18 protein-coding genes, 1 rRNA gene and 1 CRISPR repeat array are annotated in these 20,949 nt (G+C 38.3%); of the genes, 12 read left to right on the top strand and 7 right to left on the bottom strand.

Annotated features, from left to right (window positions below; translation table 11 throughout):
- Positions 1-120 (bottom strand): 16S ribosomal RNA (locus IQ236_RS17770); the annotation flags it as partial.
- Between the two features lie 499 nt (positions 121-619).
- On the opposite strand from IQ236_RS17770, the gene IQ236_RS17765 reads away from it, so the two are divergent.
- From IQ236_RS17765 to IQ236_RS17730, 8 genes are all read left to right on the top strand, one after another.
- Complete coding sequence (locus IQ236_RS17765) at positions 620-1,720, top strand: ABC transporter ATP-binding protein (RefSeq protein ID WP_193870532.1); 1,101 nt, start codon at positions 620-622, stop codon at positions 1,718-1,720.
- 5 nt (positions 1,721-1,725) lie between these two features.
- Positions 1,726-2,526: an ABC transporter permease gene (locus IQ236_RS17760; protein ID WP_193870531.1), complete on the top strand. Its 801-nt coding sequence runs from the start codon at positions 1,726-1,728 to the stop codon at positions 2,524-2,526.
- Between the two features lie 62 nt (positions 2,527-2,588).
- Positions 2,589-4,214, top strand: coding sequence for a GldG family protein (locus IQ236_RS17755; RefSeq protein ID WP_193870530.1), 1,626 nt, complete (start codon positions 2,589-2,591; stop codon positions 4,212-4,214).
- Positions 4,215-4,296: 82 nt separating this feature from the next.
- Positions 4,297-4,962 (top strand): DUF4340 domain-containing protein, encoded by a 666-nt coding sequence (locus IQ236_RS17750; protein ID WP_193870529.1) that lies wholly within the window; start codon positions 4,297-4,299, stop codon positions 4,960-4,962.
- A gap of 163 nt (positions 4,963-5,125) precedes the next feature.
- On the top strand, positions 5,126-5,578 hold the full coding sequence (locus IQ236_RS17745; protein WP_193870528.1) for a CVNH domain-containing protein: 453 nt from the start codon (positions 5,126-5,128) through the stop codon (positions 5,576-5,578).
- Between the two features lie 243 nt (positions 5,579-5,821).
- Positions 5,822-6,862 carry a DUF2891 domain-containing protein gene (locus IQ236_RS17740; protein WP_193870527.1) on the top strand — a complete coding sequence of 347 codons (1,041 nt, stop codon included), beginning with the start codon at positions 5,822-5,824 and terminating at the stop codon, positions 6,860-6,862.
- Positions 6,863-6,906: 44 nt separating this feature from the next.
- Positions 6,907-7,944, top strand: a complete 1,038-nt coding sequence (galT, locus tag IQ236_RS17735) for a galactose-1-phosphate uridylyltransferase (RefSeq protein ID WP_322744237.1) — start codon at positions 6,907-6,909, stop codon at positions 7,942-7,944.
- 225 nt (positions 7,945-8,169) lie between these two features.
- Positions 8,170-8,478, top strand: a complete 309-nt coding sequence (locus IQ236_RS17730; RefSeq protein WP_193870525.1) for a hypothetical protein — start codon at positions 8,170-8,172, stop codon at positions 8,476-8,478.
- A gap of 46 nt (positions 8,479-8,524) precedes the next feature.
- On the opposite strand, the gene IQ236_RS17725 is transcribed toward IQ236_RS17730, so the two are convergent.
- Positions 8,525-10,465, bottom strand: coding sequence for an ABC-F family ATP-binding cassette domain-containing protein (locus IQ236_RS17725; protein ID WP_193870524.1), 1,941 nt, complete (start codon positions 10,463-10,465; stop codon positions 8,525-8,527).
- Positions 10,466-10,578: 113 nt separating this feature from the next.
- Between IQ236_RS17725 and IQ236_RS17720 the strand changes: the two genes are divergently transcribed.
- Positions 10,579-10,824: a DUF433 domain-containing protein gene (locus IQ236_RS17720; RefSeq protein WP_193870523.1), complete on the top strand. Its 246-nt coding sequence runs from the start codon at positions 10,579-10,581 to the stop codon at positions 10,822-10,824.
- A gap of 11 nt (positions 10,825-10,835) precedes the next feature.
- Positions 10,836-11,216 (top strand): DUF5615 family PIN-like protein, encoded by a 381-nt coding sequence (locus tag IQ236_RS17715; protein ID WP_193870522.1) that lies wholly within the window; start codon positions 10,836-10,838, stop codon positions 11,214-11,216.
- Positions 11,217-11,219: 3 nt separating this feature from the next.
- Here IQ236_RS17715 and IQ236_RS17710 read toward each other — a convergent pair whose 3' ends face one another.
- The 3 genes from IQ236_RS17710 to IQ236_RS17700 all read right to left on the bottom strand — a co-directional run bounded on the left by IQ236_RS17710 (position 11,220) and on the right by IQ236_RS17700 (position 18,161).
- The gene (locus IQ236_RS17710; RefSeq protein ID WP_193870521.1) at positions 11,220-12,077 is read right to left on the bottom strand and encodes a prohibitin family protein; all 858 of its coding nucleotides are present in this window, start codon (positions 12,075-12,077) and stop codon (positions 11,220-11,222) included.
- 152 nt (positions 12,078-12,229) lie between these two features.
- The gene (locus IQ236_RS17705; RefSeq protein ID WP_193870520.1) at positions 12,230-13,744 is read right to left on the bottom strand and encodes a family 10 glycosylhydrolase; all 1,515 of its coding nucleotides are present in this window, start codon (positions 13,742-13,744) and stop codon (positions 12,230-12,232) included.
- A 187-nt stretch (positions 13,745-13,931) separates the two neighbouring features.
- Positions 13,932-15,604: a CRISPR direct-repeat array (repeat unit 37 nt; unit sequence GTTTCAATCCCTGATAGGGATTAATGGTTATTATAAC).
- A 628-nt stretch (positions 15,605-16,232) separates the two neighbouring features.
- On the bottom strand, positions 16,233-18,161 hold the full coding sequence (locus IQ236_RS17700; RefSeq protein WP_193870519.1) for a PP2C family protein-serine/threonine phosphatase: 1,929 nt from the start codon (positions 18,159-18,161) through the stop codon (positions 16,233-16,235).
- A 275-nt stretch (positions 18,162-18,436) separates the two neighbouring features.
- Between IQ236_RS17700 and IQ236_RS17695 the strand changes: the two genes are divergently transcribed.
- Complete coding sequence (locus IQ236_RS17695; RefSeq protein ID WP_193870518.1) at positions 18,437-19,114, top strand: SDR family oxidoreductase; 678 nt, start codon at positions 18,437-18,439, stop codon at positions 19,112-19,114.
- A 28-nt stretch (positions 19,115-19,142) separates the two neighbouring features.
- On the opposite strand, the gene IQ236_RS17690 is transcribed toward IQ236_RS17695, so the two are convergent.
- Positions 19,143-19,565 (bottom strand): hypothetical protein, encoded by a 423-nt coding sequence (locus IQ236_RS17690; RefSeq protein WP_193870517.1) that lies wholly within the window; start codon positions 19,563-19,565, stop codon positions 19,143-19,145.
- A gap of 68 nt (positions 19,566-19,633) precedes the next feature.
- On the opposite strand from IQ236_RS17690, the gene petN reads away from it, so the two are divergent.
- Positions 19,634-19,723 (top strand): cytochrome b6-f complex subunit PetN, encoded by a 90-nt coding sequence (petN, locus tag IQ236_RS17685; RefSeq protein WP_071782645.1) that lies wholly within the window; start codon positions 19,634-19,636, stop codon positions 19,721-19,723.
- 210 nt (positions 19,724-19,933) lie between these two features.
- Here petN and IQ236_RS17680 read toward each other — a convergent pair whose 3' ends face one another.
- Positions 19,934-20,713, bottom strand: a complete 780-nt coding sequence (locus IQ236_RS17680) for a Uma2 family endonuclease (RefSeq protein WP_193870516.1) — start codon at positions 20,711-20,713, stop codon at positions 19,934-19,936.
- Positions 20,714-20,949: the final 236 nt, after the last annotated feature.

Here is a 20,949-nt window from a genome sequence, read left to right as displayed (position 1 = left end):
GGCAGGTTCTTACGTGTTACTCACCCGTCCGCCACTAAAGTATTGCTACTTCCGTTCGACTTGCATGTGTTAAGCAGACCGCCAGCGTTCATCCTGAGCCAGGATCAAACTCTCCATTTTGAAGAATCTGTTTTTTTGGCTCTAAAACTTGTTTCTCAAAGTTTTAGAATTTTTTGCTTTTTCAGAAAGTTTGTGTTAAACTCCCCGATTAAGAAGAAATTCTTAAAGACGAGATTATAGAATGTGCTAACTTGGCTTTCAAACTCTTTAGTTGTCCAGGTTCGGCGTGCCGTCTTTGTTTTTCGACACTCTTATTAATCTAGCAGCCTTTCTTGGCTGTGTCAACCCTTTGGGGGATTTTTTTATATTTGTTATAGTTATCGATTATAGTAGCTGATATGAATTTGGTTTATATGTACCTCAAACACTGATACAGCTTGGATGACAGTTCAGATTGATCCGTTAAAAGTTCTTATATATATAGATATGACTTGAGGATAGAGCCGTTGAATCTTTTAGAGAGTGCTGTTAGGAGTTGCGTCAGTCCTGAAGGATTTATGTCTGTGTCTGAGGATGCCCATTTCAAGCTACAGTAAGAAACGTTGCTCAAGCGGTCAGCATGATTGAAGTCGAGAAGTTGTGTAAAACCTATGGTTCTACTGTGGCGCTGCGGGATGTTTCCTTTGCGGTGGAGCCGGGGGCAATTTTGGGATTTTTAGGGCCTAATGGGGCGGGTAAAACAACCACCCTGCGAATTTTATCAGCCTATCTTCCCGCAACGAGTGGAACGGCGAGAATTGCTGGGTTTGATGTCCACGAACAATCAATGGATGTGCGGCAACGGATTGGGTATTTACCGGAAAATCCGCCCTTATATCCTGATATGACGGTTGAAGGATATTTGCATTTTGTTGCACAGATTAAACGAGTTGTCGCTGGTGATCGCAAAACCAATGTAGAAACGGCGATGGCAAAATGTGGATTATTAGAACGACGAAAATCTTTAATTCGGAAATTATCAAAAGGCTATCGACAACGGGTTGGAATTGCTCAAGCGATTGTTCATGATCCGCCTGTGATTGTATTAGATGAACCCACGGTAGGACTAGATCCTCGGCAAATTATTGAAGTTCGGAATTTAATTAAAAGTTTAGCGGGAAGTCATACGATTGTTTTATCAACTCATATTTTACCGGAAGTGAGTATGACTTGTAGCCAAGTTGCCATTATTAATCGAGGTCAAATTGTGGCAACGGGAACACCAGAAACCTTGATGGAACAGTTAACTGGGGGGTCAGGATATGAAGTAGAAGTTGAGGGGGAAATCACGTCTGAAAAATTAGTTACCTTAAACCAGATATCCGGGGTGAAAGTTGTTGAGCAACTCAAAATTTCAGAAGGAAACAATCGAGAGCAGTTAAGGTTGAGTTGTGAACTGGATCAAGAACCTGCACCTGAAATTCTTGCTGCTTTATTCGCCTTAGATTTAAAAGTGTATGAACTGCGACGAACTCGCGCCACTTTAGAAGATGTATTTTTAGAGTTAACAACCCAAAATCCTCCTGAAAAAACTGAGTTTATAACTGACACCAACTCAGATATGATAACGGATACAGAAACAGAGGGAGACCTGGCTTCAGAACCGGAAAATCTGGAATCTGAAAGACGAGAAGATACTGACTCTCAACCCGAAAATTTAACATCTGACTCGGATAAGTAATAATTATGTTAGTGATGCTGAACAATATTCTGGCAATTTATCGGAAAGAGTTACAGGGGTATTTTGCCTCTCCCTTAGCCTATGCCATTGCAGGAGTTTTTTGGCTGATTACGGGTTACTTTTTTATTGCGATTTTATTGGGGCCAGATGGGTTAATTCAACAGGTTGCTTATCGAGATCAAATGGGAATGACTGAGCCACCAATTGATTTACCTTATGAATTTTTACAAGTCTATTTGCGATTAATTGGAACGTTATCTTTATTTGTATTACCGATGTTATCAATGGGATTATATGCGGAAGAACGCAAACGGGGAACCTTAGAACTATTAGCTACTTCTCCCCTAACAAATTGGGTAGTAGCAACCGGAAAATTATTGGGGGTACTGACCTTTTATTTCACGATGATTTTACCATTGATGGGATTAGAAGCGTTAGCGTTAAGTGCTTCTAACCCGCCTCTTGCACCGCAGGTATTTCTTTTGGCTCATCTAGGGTTAATTTTATTTGCGGCGGGGGTTTTATCCTTGGGAATGTTTATTTCTTCTTTAACGGATAGCACAATTTTATCGGCTGTATTTACCTTTGCCCTGATTTTATTCTTATGGGTTATAGACTTAATTGGAAGCAGTGTAGGGGGAATTTTGGGAGAAGGGTTAAAACATTTGTCTTTGATTTCCAGTTATACTAACTTTATTCGAGGAATTGTTGATAGTAGTAGCATTATTCTATTAGCTAGTTATATTATTGTCGGAATATTTCTGACGGCTCAATCTATTGATGCGTTACGCTTCCAACGAAGTTAATAACTGACTCAGTTCGGAATCTAAATCTATCAAACTTTTTTATCCTGACTCTTGATTAAGTTATGAAAAAAAAACAATTTAAAATCAATAGTAAACTGATTTTATTCCTATTTTGGCTTGGGCCTTGTTTAATCGTGATGGGAATATCGGCGGGTGTTGTGATCGGAAGTTGGGAACCAATTTCCTTAATTTTAATCATTACCGGAGTGGTATTTTTAGGCTTATGGTTTTTGTTTCAAGCTTATTTTAAACCCCAGAATCAATCTCAAACACCTTATTGGAGTCGTCGCTCTACCCAAGCCGGAACAAATGCTTTAGCTTCTACAATTTCTGTTTTGGTTATTTTGGGATTAATCAATTTTATTGCCATTAGAAATAACTGGCGAATTGATTTAACGGAAAATCAACAATTTACGTTATCTCCCCAAACCCAAACTTTAGTAAAAAGCTTTAAACAACCTGTGAAAGTTTGGGTTTTTGACCGAGGGGAAAATCCTCAAACCCAAGAATTATTAGTCAGTTATGAACGCATTGGGGGCAAAAATTTTCAATATGAATTTGTAGACCCCCAAGCTAAACCGGGGCTGGCTCAACAATTTGGGGTACAAGAATTTGGAGAAATTTATTTAGAATCAGGTGAAAAACGCCAACGAGTTAGAAAAGAAGCATTAGAACCGTTAACAGAAATAAAACTAACAAATAATCTTGAACAATTAGTGAGTAACCGCACTCCTAAAGTTTATTTTCTGCAAGGTCATGGAGAACGGCCTTTAACCGAAGGACAAGGAGGATTATCAGAGGCTTTAAATAGTTTAAAAGAAAAGAATTTTATAGCAGAACCGATAAATTTAGCCGAAAAAACAGCAGTTCCAACGGATGCGGATGTGATTATTGTTGCTAGTCCTCAACGAAAATTATTTGAAGGGGAAGTGAAAGCATTAGAAGCTTATTTAGACCAAGGTGGCTCTATTTTATTAATGTTAGACCCACAAACCAATCATGGTTTAGATGATCTATTAGAAAAATGGGGAATTAAAGTTGATACTCGCCTAGCCATTGATGGGTCAGGAAGTGGGCGTTTAGTCGGGTTAGGGCCTACGGTTCCGATTGTGCGAGAATATGGTCAACATCCAATTACGCAAGATTTTGGTAATGGTATTTCGATTTATCCCTATGCTAGTCCCGTTGAAAGTCGCCCCATTGATGGAATTACAGAAAGTCCGTTAATTTGGACAAATGATCAAACTTGGGCTGAAAGTGACCTGAAGAGTCCTGAACTTCAGCTTAACCCCGGAGTTGACCGACAAGGCCCCCTATCTCTGGGTGTGGCCTTAAGTCGTACCCCAAAAAAAGCGGAGGATGCGGCGAATAAACCATCACCGAGTCCAACGCCAACGCCCCAACCTTCCGAGGAAAAACCTGAAGCGCGGTTAGTGGTGTTTGGAAATTCACAATTTGCAACAAATGGATGGTTTGGTCAACAACTCAATGGCGATGTGTTTCTAAATTCAGTGAGTTGGTTAAGCAAGTCTGACCAGGAAACGTTATCCATTCGCCCCAAATTACCCACCAGTCGTCGCCTTGCTATAACTCCAACTTTAGGACAAACTCTCAGTTGGTTAGGGTTAGTTGTTCTCCCTTTATTTGGATTTGGAATGGCGGTGTTTTTATGGTGGAAAAGACGGTAAATCTAGGTGTAGAAACCGGGTTTCTATACTAACGCGAGAAACCCGGTGTCTGGTTGAAAAGTAGTTTAATGCTGAATTGGTTATGAAATTTCAACGTTCAACTTTAATTTTAATGACTTTAGCCCTAGGTTTAGCAGGGTTTGTTTATGTGTTTGAAATTCGAGGAAAAACACAGCAGGAAGAAATTCAAGCCAAACAACAAAAAATATTTTCCTTTGGTAAGGATGAAATTCAATCTTTTACGGTAACAACTCCTCAACAAATCATTACTGTGGAACGAGTTACGAATGCCGATGAGTTAAAAAAATCCCCTTGGAAAATTACAACCCCAACACAATTTTTAGCAAACCCTGCTTCAGTAGATTATCTCTTAATGGAATTATTAAAAAATCAAAGCATCCCCTCTGACCCTAATTCGGGAATTCAAAAGTTAACGGTTTCACCCGATAAAATCAAGGATTATGGGTTAGATACGGTAACAGATAAAATAGATATCAAACTCAAGAATAATACAACTTATCAATTACGATTAGGAAAAAAAGATTTTCAAGGAAAGTCTTTATATGCTCAAATTAACTCCCCTCAACCTACACCAAAAGATATGACAGTTTTAGTCATTTCTGATGAGATTTTATCAGCGATGAATCGTTCCCTGGAAGATTGGAAACTTCCCCCAGAAACGCCTAAAATTCCTCAACAAAGTCAAACACAAACTCAAACTCCAAACCCGTCAGCAACCCCTAAATAACGAATTGGTGCTGGGTTCTCGCTACAAAATCTTTGACTAAATGGTGGTAGCACTCTGACCATTGGTTTTTCCTGGGTACTTCAGGTGATTGAGAGAAATTTATGGCAGCGATCGCTGATCTTCTTGTAAACTAGAGAAGATGTTAATTTTTCAGAGGGAAAGTATGAAAATTTTATCTGGGTGGGTAAAAGTAATCATTACCTTTGTCTTAGCCGTTGTTCTAGGCTTCAATGTATGGGGTGGTCAGGCATGGGCAATTGGTGAATTTAGTAATACCTGTACAGATATTACTGTTTCGAGTGGTACAGATATGGCAAGTTTAGGAAAAGCCATTCTCTCAGCAAACTGTGAAAAAATGAATGGTTCTTATCAGCAAACAACCCTGGAATTAAATCCATATCTTGAAAATAATCGCCAAGGCATTCTATCTTGGAAAGAAGCAAAAAAATTAGGACAGCAAGGGTTAATCAATTGTTACGATTTGACCGTATCTGATCAGGGGGTACTTGAAGGAATTTGTTTTAATTTATCGAGCAAAACGAGTTCAGATGTGGAAACATCAATTAACTTGAATGAACATATTGCCAATATTGATGGCAGCCTCAAATATGAATAAGGTCACAAAGTTTCCCTAAATTTTGTATCTGTTTAACCTTAACTTTCATCTTCAGTTGGGGGTTAAGGTTAAGAAGGATTGCCAATTTTAAGTCAGATTAAGAGCAATGACTGAAAGTGTCAGTAAATATACGGATATAGAGTTAAGTTTAATATTTATTAATTATGATTGCAATTTAGTCAACTCTCCAATATAACTAATATTTATATCATATTTATGAGTTAAAATCCCATTTTCAAACCCGTGAATTTAAACCCTGAAACCTTTTCTTTAGAAGTTGCCAATCGCTTTGCTGAATTTGGCTTGAAATGTACCCTTCAAGAATATCCTCATGTTCAGTGTTACTGGTTAGAAAGTGATGCTGATTTGATTCCTCCTCGAAAACTCAATCCGGCTTTTTATGGCTGTTTAGATTGGCATTCTGCGGTTCATAATCATTGGATGTTAACCCGATTAATTCGATATTTTCCAGAAGCAGATTTTGTTATCCCCGCTAGAGAGATCTTAAACCAAAATTTAACGCCTGAAACTATTAAAATTGAAGCAGAGTTTTTAAAGTCTCAACCTCGATTTGAATGTCCCTATGGGTTAGTTTGGTTTTTACAGTTAATAGCAGAATTAACCGAATGGGATAACGAACAAGCTAAAGGTTTATTGGAGAATTTAGCCCCTTTAGAAACTGTTGTTGTCAATAATCTGCGAAGTTGGTTACACACCTTAACCTATCCTAATCGCACGGGACTACACAATCAAACCGCCTTTGCGTTAGGATTAATGTTAGATTGGGCAACGATTACGGCTCAGGAAAATCTCTTAGATGAAGTTGAATATAAAGCTCAAAAATTCTATAGTCAAGATCACAATTATTCCTGGCATTGTGAACCCTTGGGTTATGATTTTCTCTCTCCGTGTTTAGCAGAAGCAGACTTAATGCGACGGGTGCTTCCGGCTGTCGAATTTAGCGAATGGTTAACTCTTTTTTTACCCGAACTTCCCCGTGACTTGAAAACGGACTGGTTTCATCCGATTACTTTGGAAAATCCTGAAGATTACGGACAATCCCATTTTGATGGGTTAAACTTAAGTCGGGCATGGATGTTAGACGGGATTATCTCAGGCTTATTTCCAGAAGATAACCGAATTCCTGCTTTAAAAGCTGTGGCAAATCTTCATCGCCAAGTCGGTTTAAATCCTTTATCAGGAAATTCCTATGGGGGAAGTCATTGGTTAGGGAGTTTTGCTGTTTATCTAGGAACAAAACGAGGACTAACTCTACCCAATTAAATCATTCTCTCTGTTCCTCATTTTATATTCAGCCTTTTCAATTCATTTTTGATAATATGACTGAACTCAGACAAAATTTAATTACAAGAGATTGGGTGATTATTGCCACTGAACGGGCTAAACGACCCGATGAATTTTCTAAGTCTGAAATGTCTCTCACCCCTATTCCTCACTATCGTTCTAATTGTCCCTTTTGTGCTGGGAATGAACCGTTAACAGGAGGTCAAGAAATGTTAAGGTTATCGCATGATTTAGAATGGCGAGTCCGGGTTGTTAATAATAAATATCCCGCTTTATCTCCTGAAGGTGAAAGAGTTCGAGAAACTGACGGTATTTTTAGAGCTTTATCAGGGTTTGGATTTCATGAAGTTGTGATTGAACATCCTCGTCATGATTTAACAATGGCGTTAATGGAAATCGAAGATTTAGCGAATATTATTCGGGTTTATCGCCAACGCTATGCTGATATTCGCCTAGATTCTCGTGTGGAAACTATTATTATCTTTAAAAATCATGGTCGAGGTGCGGGAACTTCCTTAGAACATCCGCACTCTCAAATTGCCGCCATTCCCATTGTACCCTATCAATGGCGTGATCGTGCACGGGAAGCAATTCGCTATTATGATGATACGGGAGAATGTATTTTTTGCCGAACTTTAGCCGAGGAATTACAAGCACAAGAACGAATTATTTTTACCAGTGAACATTTTGTGGCGTTTATTCCTTATGCTGCTCTTTCACCGTTTCATACTTGGATTTTTCCCCGTCGTCATACGTCTTCCTTTGATGAAATTACCGAAGTGGAAATTTTAGATTTAGCCAAAACTTTAAAAACTGTCCTAGCCAAACTTTACTATGGGTTAAATAATCCTGATTATAACTATACCATTCGTTCAATTCCTACCGCAGAACAACGTACTGATTATTCCCATTGGTATATTGCTTTAATTCCCAGAGTTTCTTTATCCGCCGGATTTGAACTCGGCAGTGGAATGTATATTAATACGGCTTTACCTGAAGAAAGTGCTGCATTTTTACGTTCGATTGAAATTCCTTCTCATTCTATTATTAATAAAAACTAAAATTTTTTAACTGACTTTAAAAGCAGCCAAACTTTAAACTTAACTCTATAATAAGATAGAAAAATATATAAGGTGATAAGCCTATGGATAGAAGCTTAATTTCCCCCTTTTCATAGAGACTTTTGCGGAAAATAACCGTTATATTATAAAAATAAACCGTTTTAACAGGGTGTATCTCATTAAGAAGACATACTCTTTAATCATCCCACAAATAGGGAGGTCGCTATGACTCATAAAGTGAATTGCCCCTATAAAAATCATGAAGGTCTTCAAAAGCTCCCCTGTGACTTTCTGCCCCATCCCTACAACAAAAATGTGATGTTTTGTCAAAGTTGTGGTGGGAATGAATATGATATTAGAGAGATTGGAGAAAAACCGGCTACCCCTAAAGAGAAATCCTCGGAAGATTCATTTTGGCCGTTGATGGGTATTATTCTGGTATTATTAATTGGATTAATTCGGGTAGCAAGTCAACCCAAAACCATTGATACGAATGTCAATACCTCACCTTCCATAGAACAAAGCCGTTTATAGCTTAATTTCTAACAGTAGAGGTGATTAAAATCATCTCTACCTTTTATTAGTTAGAAGAGGCAATTTCAGCTAATTCTAACCAACGTTCTGTTGCATTATCAATCTCTTGGGTAATCGTTTCGACTTGTTGATGTAAGTCTTGAACTTTAGAAACTGACCCTGGCGGTGCATGATATAATTCCTGTTCTAACTTGATTTTTTTTGCTTCTAATTCAGCAATTTTTACCTCTAATTTTTCATATTCTCGCCGTTCTTTAGAGGATAATTTACGTTGTCCGCTTTTATCCCAAGAATACCGTTGAGATTTGTCTGATTCCATCCCCACATCTTTCCCTTTTTCTTCGACTTTTACCGCCTGACGATTTAACTCTAAATCCTCAGCTTTTTTATAGTCTAAATAAACCGAATAATTCCCCGGATATTGTCGTAAATTTCCCCCAGGTTCAAAAGAAAAAATTGTCTCAATAGTTCGGTCTAAAAAATAACGGTCGTGGGAAACCACTATCACGCAACCATTAAAATCCTCTAAATAATCTTCTAAAACCGATAACGTTTGCACATCTAAATCATTTGTCGGTTCATCCAAAATTAATACATTCGGCGCACTCATTAACACCCGTAATAAAAATAACCGTCGTTTTTCTCCTCCCGAAAGTTTGTTTAACGGGGAATATTGTTGACTGGGAGGAAACAAAAACCGTTCTAACATTTGAGAAGCAGTAATTTGAGTACCATCGGCGGTTTTCACATATTCAGCCACTTCTTTTAAATAATCAATTACACGCTGATTTTCATTCATCGCCTCTAATAAATCTTCAGAATGTTGGTCAAAATAACCGATATGAATGGTTGACCCGATTTCTAATATTCCGCTATCGGGTTGGACTCGACCTGTAATCATATCTAATAACGTTGATTTTCCAACGCCATTTCCTCCAATAATTCCTAAACGGTCATCGGGATTAAAACTATAGGTAAACTCTTGAATTAAAACCCGATTATTATAGGATTTAGAAACGTTATTTAATTCAATTACTTTTTTCCCAATGCGACGACCCGGAGTTGAAATTTCGACTTTCCCCTGAACTTGTTTAAATTCCGTTTCTTGCATTCCTTCAATGCGTTGAATTCGAGCTTTTTGTTTGGTACTTCTGGCTTTTGGCCCTCGCTTCAACCATTCTAATTCCCGACGTAAAACCCCCCGATGTTTGCGTTGTTGACTAACAGCAATATCCTCGGCTTCCGCTTTCTTTTCTAAAAAATAAGAATAATTTCCTGAATAGGTAAATAAGTCTCCTCGGTCTAATTCTAAAATCCGATTTGTTACTTGGTCTAAGAAATAGCGGTCATGGGTAATTAATAATAAAGCACCGCGATAATTTTTTAAGTAATCTTGCAACCATTCAACGGACATTGCATCTAAATGGTTAGTCGGTTCATCCATTAATAAAACATCGGGTTCAACTAATAACGCCGTTGCTAAAGCAATGCGTTTGCGATATCCCCCGGATAACTGACGAATGGGTGTGTCAAAATCTTCAATTCCTAATTTTGTTAAAATAATTTTAGCTCGGTTTTCTAATTCCCAAGCGTTGGTTGCATCCATTTTTTGAGTCACTTGGGAAAATTGCGTTAAGAGTTGGGAATCTTCAGGATGTTTTGCTAATTTATGAGATAAATCTTCATACTCTTGAATTAAGTGCATTTGTTCGCCACTATCGGCAAAAATTTGTTCTAAAACCGTGCGATTTTCATCTAAATTCGGTTGTTGCGGTAAATAGATAACTTTCGCTCTAGGGTTCACCCAAAGTTGCCCCCCATCAATGGGTTCCTGTCCGGCAATCATTTTTAATAACGTTGATTTTCCTGACCCATTAGTACCAATTAAACCAACTTTATCCGTTGCATCTAAACTAAAGTTAGCTTCTCTGAGAATTTCTTTGGTTCCAAATTCTTTTTTGACGGATTGTAGTGTAAAAATAGACATGATTTTTAAGGGTTTTAAAATAGATGAATTCAGCAGACTCAATTAATTAACAAAAATCAAGTATAATTATACTATGAAATAGTCGAACTGAAACCCAATACCATAGGTGAAGTATGACACCAGCAAGTTTACTGTCTCGAATTTCTATTGATCCTAACATTTGTTTTGGCAAACCTTGCATTCGGGGTCATCGAATTTGGGTTTCTCTCATCTTAGATTTTTTAGCCAGTGGAGTTACCATTGAATCCCTCTTAGAAGAGTACCCTGGAATAGAACGTGAAGATATTCTAGCTTGTATTGCTTATGGTGCTGAAATGTCCCGTGATTGTTATGTGGAAATTTCGGTTAGATCTCGTTAATTTGTGGTTAAATGAAAATCAAACTTGATGAAAATTTAGGAAATCTTCGGGCTGTAGCACGTTTACGTTTAGCAGGTCATGATGTTGAAACTGTCAGAAGTCAAAATCTAAGTTCAACGGATGATTTAAGCTTAATTGAAATTTGTCATCGTGAGGGAAGATGTTTAATTACTTTGGATAGAGGATTTAGTAATCGTTTCCGCTATAATCCCTCTAATTATTCAGGAATTGTGGTTATCCGTTTACCTTCTCAACCTACCCCACAAGATTTGGATGAGGCAATTGATACCCTAGTTAATGCCTTAGATGAAGCAGAAGTAGAAGGTAAACTCTGGATAATCCAAAGAGACAAAATTTGGCAATATCAACCCTCACAACAGTCTGAGTTTTAACAATTATTCATAACCCATTTCTGGGAGATTTCCTAAATTAAATAAAAACGGCACCATACTTTTATTATCCCCATTCATAATTAACACTTTTGGCATTTGTGCTCCTCCCTTTTCCCAAGCTTCAATGGCTTCTTTTTGTAAGACTAATTGTCCCCCTGTAGCTTTCAATGTTTCGGCTAATAATCGTTGAGCTTCTGCCGTTCCTTTTGCCCGATTAATATCAGCTTGAGCTTGTTGTTCTGCTTCTTTTGCAATATAAACGGCTCGTCTTGCTCGTTGTTCAGCAATTTGTTTTTCTTCAACGGCTTTGGCAAATTCAGGAGAAAAAGCCAAATCAACCACACTGGTATCTAAGACAATAATTCCATATTTATCTAATCGTTCATTCAGTGCTTCATCAAAGTCTGATTTCAATAATTCCCGTTGAGTAATTGCTTCTTCAATGGTTCGTTTTGCTGCTGCAATTTTAAAGGATTCTTGAGTTTGAGGAGCAACTACTTTAGAAACAACATTTTGTAACGTTCCCTGTTCTCGTCGAATTCTCACCACTTGTAGCGGGTCAAGCCTAAAGTTAATGGCAAAACTCGCTGATAATTGTTGTAAATCTTTCGTAGAACTTTGGGCGGGAACTTCAAATTTCTGCACGGTTAAATCATAAATGTCAACATTAGAAACTAAAGGGGGCTTAAAATGAATTCCTTCTAATAATACCCCATCTTGCGCTTTTCCTAAAATACTCAATACTCCCGCTTGACCGGGGTTAACAATAACAAAGGAATTTACAGAGATTAATGCTAATATTGCTAATCCAATTCCTAAAATAATACTGGTTAAACCTGCTTGAGGTTCTGCACTTTTCATTGTATTAACTCCAATTGATACCTCTATTATAACGGAATTTATCAGCTATGAGCTAAACCCATCGTTATCTAAATTACATCACAAAAAATTCTGATCACAGATTTTACAGATTTAGCTAACTGTTCGTCCTTTCCCTGACACCCAACACCTATTTACTGTTTACAGAATTTTCGTTGTCGGGTTTCTTCCAAATCTTGCCAATCATAACCATAATGACTAAACGCATTAATTTGAGGAATTGTTGCCGAAATATTTACCATTTGTTGTTCTAAAGAAGGGCGATTTTTTAATGCTTTTCCCCAATCTCCGGCTAAAGCGGGAATCACTTGAGTTCCTGGGGGTGCTTGCTGAATAACTTGCTGAACTTGCGCCGTAATACAGTTAACTTGACCACACACTGCATAGGACATGGGATGCCATTCTATTGAGGATGAAAATTGATCCCAAGGCTGCATTCGGGAGTCAAACCCCATGGCTCCTATTTTACGATTTCCTTCAGGAAAAAATACGGCTCCCGCAGGAATTCCTTGGCTTTGAACAGGTTGAGTTACGGTTGCTAAAAAGTCTAAAACTCCCTGTCTGGCATGGGCAACACTTAACCGCCATAATTGTAATTGTAAAGTTTCTCCCAGTTTAGGAACAGAGGCTAATGTTTTCCATTGTTTCTCATCTGGCCAATAAGGTTTATCTTTTTCATCAGGATACTTTTCATTGACAGCCTTAACATCATTTTCGGTAATAAATCCTTGCTGTATAAATCGCTGCATTAAGTCTTTGCCTTTTTGACTACTAGCTCGATTTAAAAAGGCTTGTTGAGACGCTTCTCCATAAATCCATAAATCTTTAACTTTGGTCGCAACGGATTCTCCTCCTAACCCTTTGGGATAGCGAACATAATCAAATAAAACACCATCGGGACGACGTTGTAAAATAGTATTTAATAAGGTTAAATAATCTTGTCTAGCGGTGGGATGATAGGGGTCAACAAACCCTTGATTGACAAAACTTTCTCCATATTCGTCGATTTTCGTTTGGTCAATCACTGCTGTTGTTGTTGTTTCTCCTTTCCCATTCCGCGCCAAAACTGAATTTCTATCGGGTTTTAAAGTATAAGTATAACCATAATTCAGCATAAACATCCAAGCATAAACTTTTAATCCTCGTTGTCTTCCTTTTTGGATGGTTTCTGCTAATAAATCGCGGTTTTCCATTCCTAGCGATCGCATTGCTGATGGCCAAGCTGTGGGATTTTTACTAGCAGGTAACAACACTTGACCATCATAAAATACTTCTAAATAAACTTTATTATATCCTTTATTAATAATATTATCTAAAATCCGCTCAATTTCTCCGGGTCGAGCATCACAGGGATATAATCTTAACCATATCGCTTGAGTTTTGGGGTTAATTCGTTGACGACATTGATTGACTTGTTGAGCGTGTTGAATTATAATGGTATTATAGTTTTGAATACCCTGGGCATCTCCGGTTAATGCGGTTTGTCGTAAACTTTCTTTTTGAGCGATCGCTTGGGGAGATAATTTACAATAAGCTAAAGTTTGAGAACGAGCGACAGACACTAACAGTAAGGGATTCAAGGAAAGGGTTATCAAGAAACTCAATAACAATCTGGAAAAACGCTGTTGATGAATCATTAAACTAAACATAAATTATTACAGGATTTCACTATATTAAATGATTCACAACATTCTTAAACAGATCAGTGGAAAAGAGGGGTGTTGACTCTTAACCATTCCCCATTCCCCATTCCCGATTGCAAGAGTCCCTATTGACTGATAGAATTAATGGTTATTATAACTTAATCCCTTGTGAATAGGAATCCAAATTGTCGTTGTTTCAATCCCTGATAGGGATTAATGGTTATTATAACGTGAAACAGTTTTTCGCTACCCACCGGGGATCTAAACCTCTTTTGTTTCAATCCCTGATAGGGATTAATGGTTATTATAACGATTTTATGGGAATTAACAAATTTTACTAAGGGAGGAAGTTTCAATCCCTGATAGGGATTAATGGTTATTATAACATTCTAGACGCGGTTGACTATGCAGCTAAACATGAAGTTTCAATCCCTGATAGGGATTAATGGTTATTATAACCTCAATACAGTTATTGAGGTCAGAATTACTCCTGTGTTTCAATCCCTGATAGGGATTAATGGTTATTATAACGTTAATTTTCCCTCCTTATCTCTTCCCTCACACCAGTTTCAATCCCTGATAGGGATTAATGGTTATTATAACCCGGTTTGAGATTCAGACTGAATCAGCTATCCGTAGGTTTCAATCCCTGATAGGGATTAATGGTTATTATAACCGAGGAACTGGGAACAGTATTTCTGTCAAAACTGCTATCCGTAGGTTTCAATCCCTGATAGGGATTAATGGTTATTATAACAACATCAATTACTGCCTTCACCCTTCTTTGATTATGTTTCAATCCCTGATAGGGATTAATGGTTATTATAACAGGCTTTGTTGTTGTCTCCCACATCTCAATATAGGTTTCAATCCCTGATAGGGATTAATGGTTATTATAACATTATAACATCACCGTCATCCTCACCGTCATCACCGCCATCCTGTTTCAATCCCTGATAGGGATTAATGGTTATTATAACTTGTGAATGGATAGAAAATGGATAAATTAGATGTTTCAATCCCTGATAGGGATTAATGGTTATTATAACGAGGAATATTTTGATGCAGTAATGGATGCGTTAGAGGTTTCAATCCCTGATAGGGATTAATGGTTATTATAACTTTATATGTTCCGTAGGAATGAAATAATTATTTAAAATAATATAATTATTGTTTCAATCCCTGATAGGGATTAATGGTTATTATAACTCTTCTGCCAGCGTGGTTTTTAATCCAACACTTCCTTTTGTTTCAATCCCTGATAGGGATTAATGGTTATTATAACTTGCTCACCCCCAAGGAACGGGAACTCAGCCGTTTCAATCCCTGATAGGGATTAATGGTTATTATAACAAAATAATGATTAATACAATTAATTTTATAAGCCAATTAGTTTCAATCCCTGATAGGGATTAATGGTTATTATAACCCCGCCCAAATTAGACAGTATAAGCAGAACGGTAGTTTCAATCCCTGATAGGGATTAATGGTTATTATAACCATATTCTTAATTTCATAATCATCTTTTGGCTTTGTTTCAATCCCTGATAGGGATTAATGGTTATTATAACCTATTTTTAAGTTTATTCAAGTTGAATAAATATTGAGTTTCAATCCCTGATAGGGATTAATGGTTATTATAACAGAAATTCTGGCATGAAATTTACGGCGGGGAAGATGTTTCAATCCCTGATAGGGATTAATGGTTATTATAACTATTGAGGAGCTAGGGGAACGGAATCAGGAGCTAGAGTCTAGTTTCAATCCCTGATAGGGATTAATGGTTATTATAACCAGAACGGGGTGAACTCAATCGTTCATCGGTTCAGGTTTCAATCCCTGATAGGGATTAATGGTTATTATAACCGCAGGCTTCTGAAACCCTTAATTTATGAAGTTTTCGAGGTTCGATTGCGCCTAACAGATCTAAATATACCATTTCAGCCATTGAGTTAGCAAGAGGAAAAAATAAAAATAGCCTAAAACACCTTTCCCATAAGACTTTCAGAACTTGCGCCAACCTCTTAATCAAGTAGATAGACTTCAAACCCAGAACAGACAAAAGTTTCAGCCCTTAATTTTGTCTTTCTGTTCCCAACACCTATCAGTTGTCGCTAGTGGAAGCCAAAAGATTGATCAAATTAGGTTGGTTTTCAATAGCGATCGCAAATTTCCCAGATTCTATCTAGTTATAGCAAATTTTAATCTTTTGTCAACAGCGTTTAAAAAGTACGGTTATCCCCCTGAAAAAAGTTTAGAAAAAACAGCATATAAAAGGAGAAGCTCAAGTCACCATTGAACAAGCTAGAGCAGAAGCAGAATCAAACCGTTTATTAGCCAATTCAATTACCCCCCAATTATTAGAATTAGAACGTTTAAGAATAGAACGAGTGCGGGTGGAAAAATGGAATGGTCAACAAGCGAATATTATTCAAACCCCTAATGTTCAGTTAGGAAGTGGAACTCCTGCGGGAACACCATAATTAAGTTAAAACTAAGGTTTATTGGTGGGTTTTGGTTGTTCAGGAATTGATTGGATTTGAGATTGACTGACTTGCCACCAAATGGCAAAACCTGCGGAGATTACTATGGCAAATAAACTCAGAATAAAGGCAAGTTCTTTCCATTTAGAGGCAGGTTTTGGTGTGGGTTGAATTTCCGGTTCAGGAATGGATTCACCATATAATAAAACCTTAGATGCTTCCGTTGGTTCAGTTTCTAGGGATTCTAGTTTGGTGGATAACGGGATGGTTTCTACTAACACTAATTTTTGAGGAGAAACCCCACAATAAGTTAAAACAACGGAAACATTATCATGACCATTTTTATCATTAGCAACATCAATCCATCCTTGTACAGCAGATTCTAAAGATTGTTCTCCATTTAAGACCGAAGCGGAAAAATCTTGCCAACATTGTTCAACTCGTTGATTATCACTTAATCCATCGGAACATAATAATAATAATCCGTCTTCTTCAATAATAAATCGTTGCACCATAGGGCGCAAAAATTCCGCTTCTCTAGTTCCTAACGCTTGGGTTAAAGCACCCGAACCAGAGCGTTGAGCAGCATCCCAATATAAACAGCGACCCTGACGGACTTCTCGATTTGCTACATCATCATCCAGGGTTAATTGTTGACAGGAATTCTGGGTTATCCAATAAGCCCGACTATCCCCAATATTGACAATATAAAGTTCATGGCAATTATTGAATTCAATTCCCTCTGGAGTTTTGACTTTTTGGGGGAGTTGAACGGCCATGACTAAGGTTGTTCCCATCCGTTGTCTAAATTCTCGTCCCTGTTGATTATTTTGCGCCGCAATTACATTATTAATAACCCGAGCAATTTCTTGCAATTGTTCCATAATTAATTCTGGCGATGCTAATTCTTCTTGAGCATAAATTTCCGCCATTAAACTATGAATTAACGGTTTAACAGATTGTACGGCTAATTGACTAGCAACTTCCCCCCCGTCATGACCGCCCACACCATCACAAACAATACTTAAATTAGGAATTAATTTATCATTCGGATAAATATAGAGATTCCGTACATCCTGAAAATTCGGATAACAACTATCTTCATTATGGGAACGTTTAATCCCCACATCTGTTAATCCCATTACGGCTAAATGTAAGGGTAATTGAGCCGCTTGTTCCATTAATAATTGATTCAGTTGACTCGCCACTTCTTTTAACGAATCTTCCTGGTGACGCAGCAATTGATGAATGGTTTGTAACCGATATTGGATGGTGGGATGGGCGGTTTCAATAAACGCTGTCCAAGATTCGGCTAAATCTCGTTGGGTGGGTTGAACTTTACCTTGATGCAGTTCTCGCAACCGCACCCGCCATCCATCTACTCGTAAATTATCTTTGACTAATAAACTATAGGCGGCACCTTGTTCGGTTAAGGGTGTCCATAATTGCAGCATTTGCCATAACCAATACACCTGACGCACGGGGTTTGTTTTGGGCCATGCTTCTACTAATGTCGGTAACAGTTGACCCCGACTATCAACGGGAATGTTATCTAATAATAAAGTTTCCGTTGCTTCGGGGGGAATTCCCAAGGGATACACCCCAAACACTCCAGGAATATGCAGGCGATGAGGATGTAAGTATAAATAGGATAAAATTGACTCCGAGAGGATATCGGGTAAAATCGGCGGAGCTCCGGGTTTGGTATCTAACCAAACTTGGGGAAAGGTCACATAATAGCGATTTCCCACTAACTGACCCGGTTGAATTTGATTCGCCCCAGAGCCCGTCGCCCACAAATACCGATAGGTTAGGGGAGTTTGACAGGTTTCGCAGATGTGATTTCCCAAGGAGTTCCGAGGTTGGGGACAGGCGGGATTTGTACAATGGATAGGCGGCGGCGCCGAAGTGGTAATTTGAAATAATTTTTGTAAGGACACGGCTAGAACTGTTAATAGGGGGGACTTAATCGTACAAAGATTGATAATATAAAACGATTGTAGCTTTTATTGATTTATTAGAAGGATTAGGTTAGCACAACCATCTATAGCAATCCTAAATGATTTGTGATCAAAACCTGTAGGGGTGGCGTCCCTCCCAACCCTCTTTCTGCCTGGGTTTGGAGACCAAACCCCTACGATAAAATATTACAACCCCTATACGGATTGCTATAGTAGATTGATACATAGAAAGAATTGTTGAATCGTTAACATCTATGAACACGGAATCTTATATTTTTGTTGGGGGTGCGAGTCGAGGTGTGGGACGGGAAGTGGTGAACTGCTTACGAAACCAACAGAAACACGTGAAAGCATTATTAAGAACACCGGACACTCGCCCAGAGTTGGAAGGGATGGGGGTACAAGTGGTGATGGGGGATGCGTTAGAGATAACGACCGTTGAACAGGCGATGTTAGGCCCAGAACCTATTTCCGCCGTAATTAGTACCATTGGCGGTTTACCCAAAGATGGAGAGAGGGCTGATTATTTAGGAAATAAAAATTTAATTGATGCGGCGGTGAAAGCAGGGGTTAGAAAGTTTATTTTAGTGTCTTCTATTGGGAGTGGGGAGAGTGTGGTGGCTTTACCGCCTCAAGCGTTGGAAACTTTAAAATCGGTTTTGGTGGAAAAGGAAAAAGCCGAACAACATTTAATCAAGAGTGGACTAACTTACACGATTATTCGTCCGGGGGGGTTAAAATCTGAACCCGCAACGGGGAATGGAGTATTAACGGAAAATTATCGGGTTGCAGGTCTAATTCATCGGGCGGATGTGGGTCAGTTGGTTTGTAATTGTTTATTTTCAGATTTAGCAAATGGTAAGATTTTGTCAGCGATTGACCGCAATATGGCTTATGGTGAACCGGATTTTGAGGTTTTGAATTTGAGTTAAAATCGGAAACCGGGAATAGGGGAAAAGTTTAACAAAAGGGTTTAATCCAACCTTTTTGTAAAGCTTTATCTAAGATTAATCCCGCTATTGCAAATAATAATAAACTTTCGCCAGCTACAATAACTATTTGTTCCAGGGGGGTTTGGGTTTTAAGTTGGATTTCAATTTCTGCTAAACCGCGAACCAGTCCAAAAGCAAAAATTCCTCCTAATTTTAATTGGGGGTTATGGTCACCCCGAATAATATATCGATAGGTGACACCAAATAAAAACCCGCTAATTCCTGCGATGGGGACGGAAAGCCAAACATTAATTGGTTGTCCCCAAAGCCACAGGTTAAGGCTAGTGAGGAGAATATGAGTCAGTCCGACACAAAATCCGGCTAAAAGACCTCCCTTGAGAGATTCTAACCGTTCTATGGCGGTAAAATTTGAGGAGGAGTTTAGGTTCACGCGATCGCTCCGTTTCAAGTTATGATCTACAGTGCAGTTATTTTGCAACGTTTTTTTAAAACATTACTATGGATATTGTGTCACTGGGCTGGGTTTCGCTGTTAGTGCTGTTTACTTTTTCAATTTCAATGGTTGTTTGGGCTCGTAACGGATTCTAACGTTGATTCCCTATCTAACCCTTCCCAAAATCTGTAGAGACGCGCCATGGCACGTCTCTACAATTATTAGGGGGCACGTCTCTACAATTATTAGGGGGCACGTCTCTACAATTATTAGGGGGCACGTCTCTACAATTATTAGGAGGCACGTCTCTACAATTATTAGGAGGCACGTCTCTACAATTATTAGGGGACACGTCTCTACAATTATTAGGATAAATCCCCATATTGTTCTCGATAACGCTGCAATAGGGCTTCTAATTCTTCAACTTTTTGTCGTTCTTGTTCTGCTCTTAAACGCTCCTGTTCTGTCCTTAAACGTTCCTGTTCTATTTGTTCTGTCGGTGTTGGTATCCAATTCTGATTTTGATCATACCAACGCAACCAACATCCTGCAATTCCTTGATAACATCCTTGCCATAATCCTAACCCTAATTCCAATTCGGGCATCCAAACCCGTGAATTTGAAACCGTTAATTCCTGATAGCGACTGGCATTATTTTGAAACACCCGCAGTTCATGGGTATAACGACTAAAAACCACATAATAAGGAATGCGTAAAATTCGTTCGTAGACTTCCCATTTTGTCGGCGGTTGATGAATTTCTCCCAAGGTTTGACCTAAATCTTCAGCTTCTGTTCCCGGTGATAATAATTCTACCACCACAAACGGGTTTACTCCTTCTTGCCAAGTGACATAACTTAAGCGTAAATCTCGTTGTTCATATAACCGAGATACCCCCATAACCACAAACCAATCTGGGCGTTTATACCAGTTCAGATGGTGAGGGTCATAATAGAGATTGAGGTCACTGGCAATAAAAATCGAGTCAGGAGAATAATCAGGGAGATGAAACGTTATTCTCAATAATTCGGGTTGTAAATCATGGAATTCGTCAGGCAAACCGGGTTCCTCCGGGTCTTCACTTTTGAGGTCATACATCGTCGGTAGGACTTCTTTTGGGGAACGTGGGGGATCAGTTTGAACCATAGCAGACTGAATAAATGCTTAAGTATTAGAATAGCATAAAATAACCGAAATCGCCATTAATTTCAAATAAAATTATAGTCGTCCTCAATCATTAATGAATTCAGACGAGAAGCTTGGTTTTTAGCTTTTTGATGATCTAAAATAATTATTAATAAAAATCTAACTCGCAAGATCAGCCGTTATCGTAGACATACATCAAAATCCATTCCGTCTTTTTCCCAAAACCCCAACCCTTC

Origin of the sequence: Planktothrix mougeotii LEGE 06226 (assembly GCF_015207485.1) — a bacterium.
Lineage (GTDB): Bacteria > Cyanobacteriota > Cyanobacteriia > Cyanobacteriales > Microcoleaceae > Planktothrix.
The sequence above is the reverse complement of the archived record's forward strand: the minus strand, read 5'-3'. Positions and strand labels throughout refer to the sequence as shown.

Coding starts and splice junctions, on each gene's coding strand:
- IQ236_RS17765 (WP_193870532.1), top strand. CDS start 620: ATGATTGAAGTCGAGAAGTTGTGTAAAACCTATGGTTCTACTGTGGCG.
- IQ236_RS17760 (WP_193870531.1), top strand. CDS start 1,726: ATGTTAGTGATGCTGAACAATATTCTGGCAATTTATCGGAAAGAGTTA.
- IQ236_RS17755 (WP_193870530.1), top strand. CDS start 2,589: ATGAAAAAAAAACAATTTAAAATCAATAGTAAACTGATTTTATTCCTA.
- IQ236_RS17750 (WP_193870529.1), top strand. CDS start 4,297: ATGAAATTTCAACGTTCAACTTTAATTTTAATGACTTTAGCCCTAGGT.
- IQ236_RS17745 (WP_193870528.1), top strand. CDS start 5,126: ATGAAAATTTTATCTGGGTGGGTAAAAGTAATCATTACCTTTGTCTTA.
- IQ236_RS17730 (WP_193870525.1), top strand. CDS start 8,170: ATGACTCATAAAGTGAATTGCCCCTATAAAAATCATGAAGGTCTTCAA.
- IQ236_RS17725 (WP_193870524.1), bottom strand. CDS start 10,465: ATGTCTATTTTTACACTACAATCCGTCAAAAAAGAATTTGGAACCAAA.
- IQ236_RS17720 (WP_193870523.1), top strand. CDS start 10,579: ATGACACCAGCAAGTTTACTGTCTCGAATTTCTATTGATCCTAACATT.
- IQ236_RS17715 (WP_193870522.1), top strand. CDS start 10,836: ATGAAAATCAAACTTGATGAAAATTTAGGAAATCTTCGGGCTGTAGCA.
- IQ236_RS17710 (WP_193870521.1), bottom strand. CDS start 12,077: ATGAAAAGTGCAGAACCTCAAGCAGGTTTAACCAGTATTATTTTAGGA.
- IQ236_RS17705 (WP_193870520.1), bottom strand. CDS start 13,744: ATGTTTAGTTTAATGATTCATCAACAGCGTTTTTCCAGATTGTTATTG.
- IQ236_RS17695 (WP_193870518.1), top strand. CDS start 18,437: ATGAACACGGAATCTTATATTTTTGTTGGGGGTGCGAGTCGAGGTGTG.
- petN (WP_071782645.1), top strand. CDS start 19,634: ATGGATATTGTGTCACTGGGCTGGGTTTCGCTGTTAGTGCTGTTTACT.
- IQ236_RS17680 (WP_193870516.1), bottom strand. CDS start 20,713: ATGGTTCAAACTGATCCCCCACGTTCCCCAAAAGAAGTCCTACCGACG.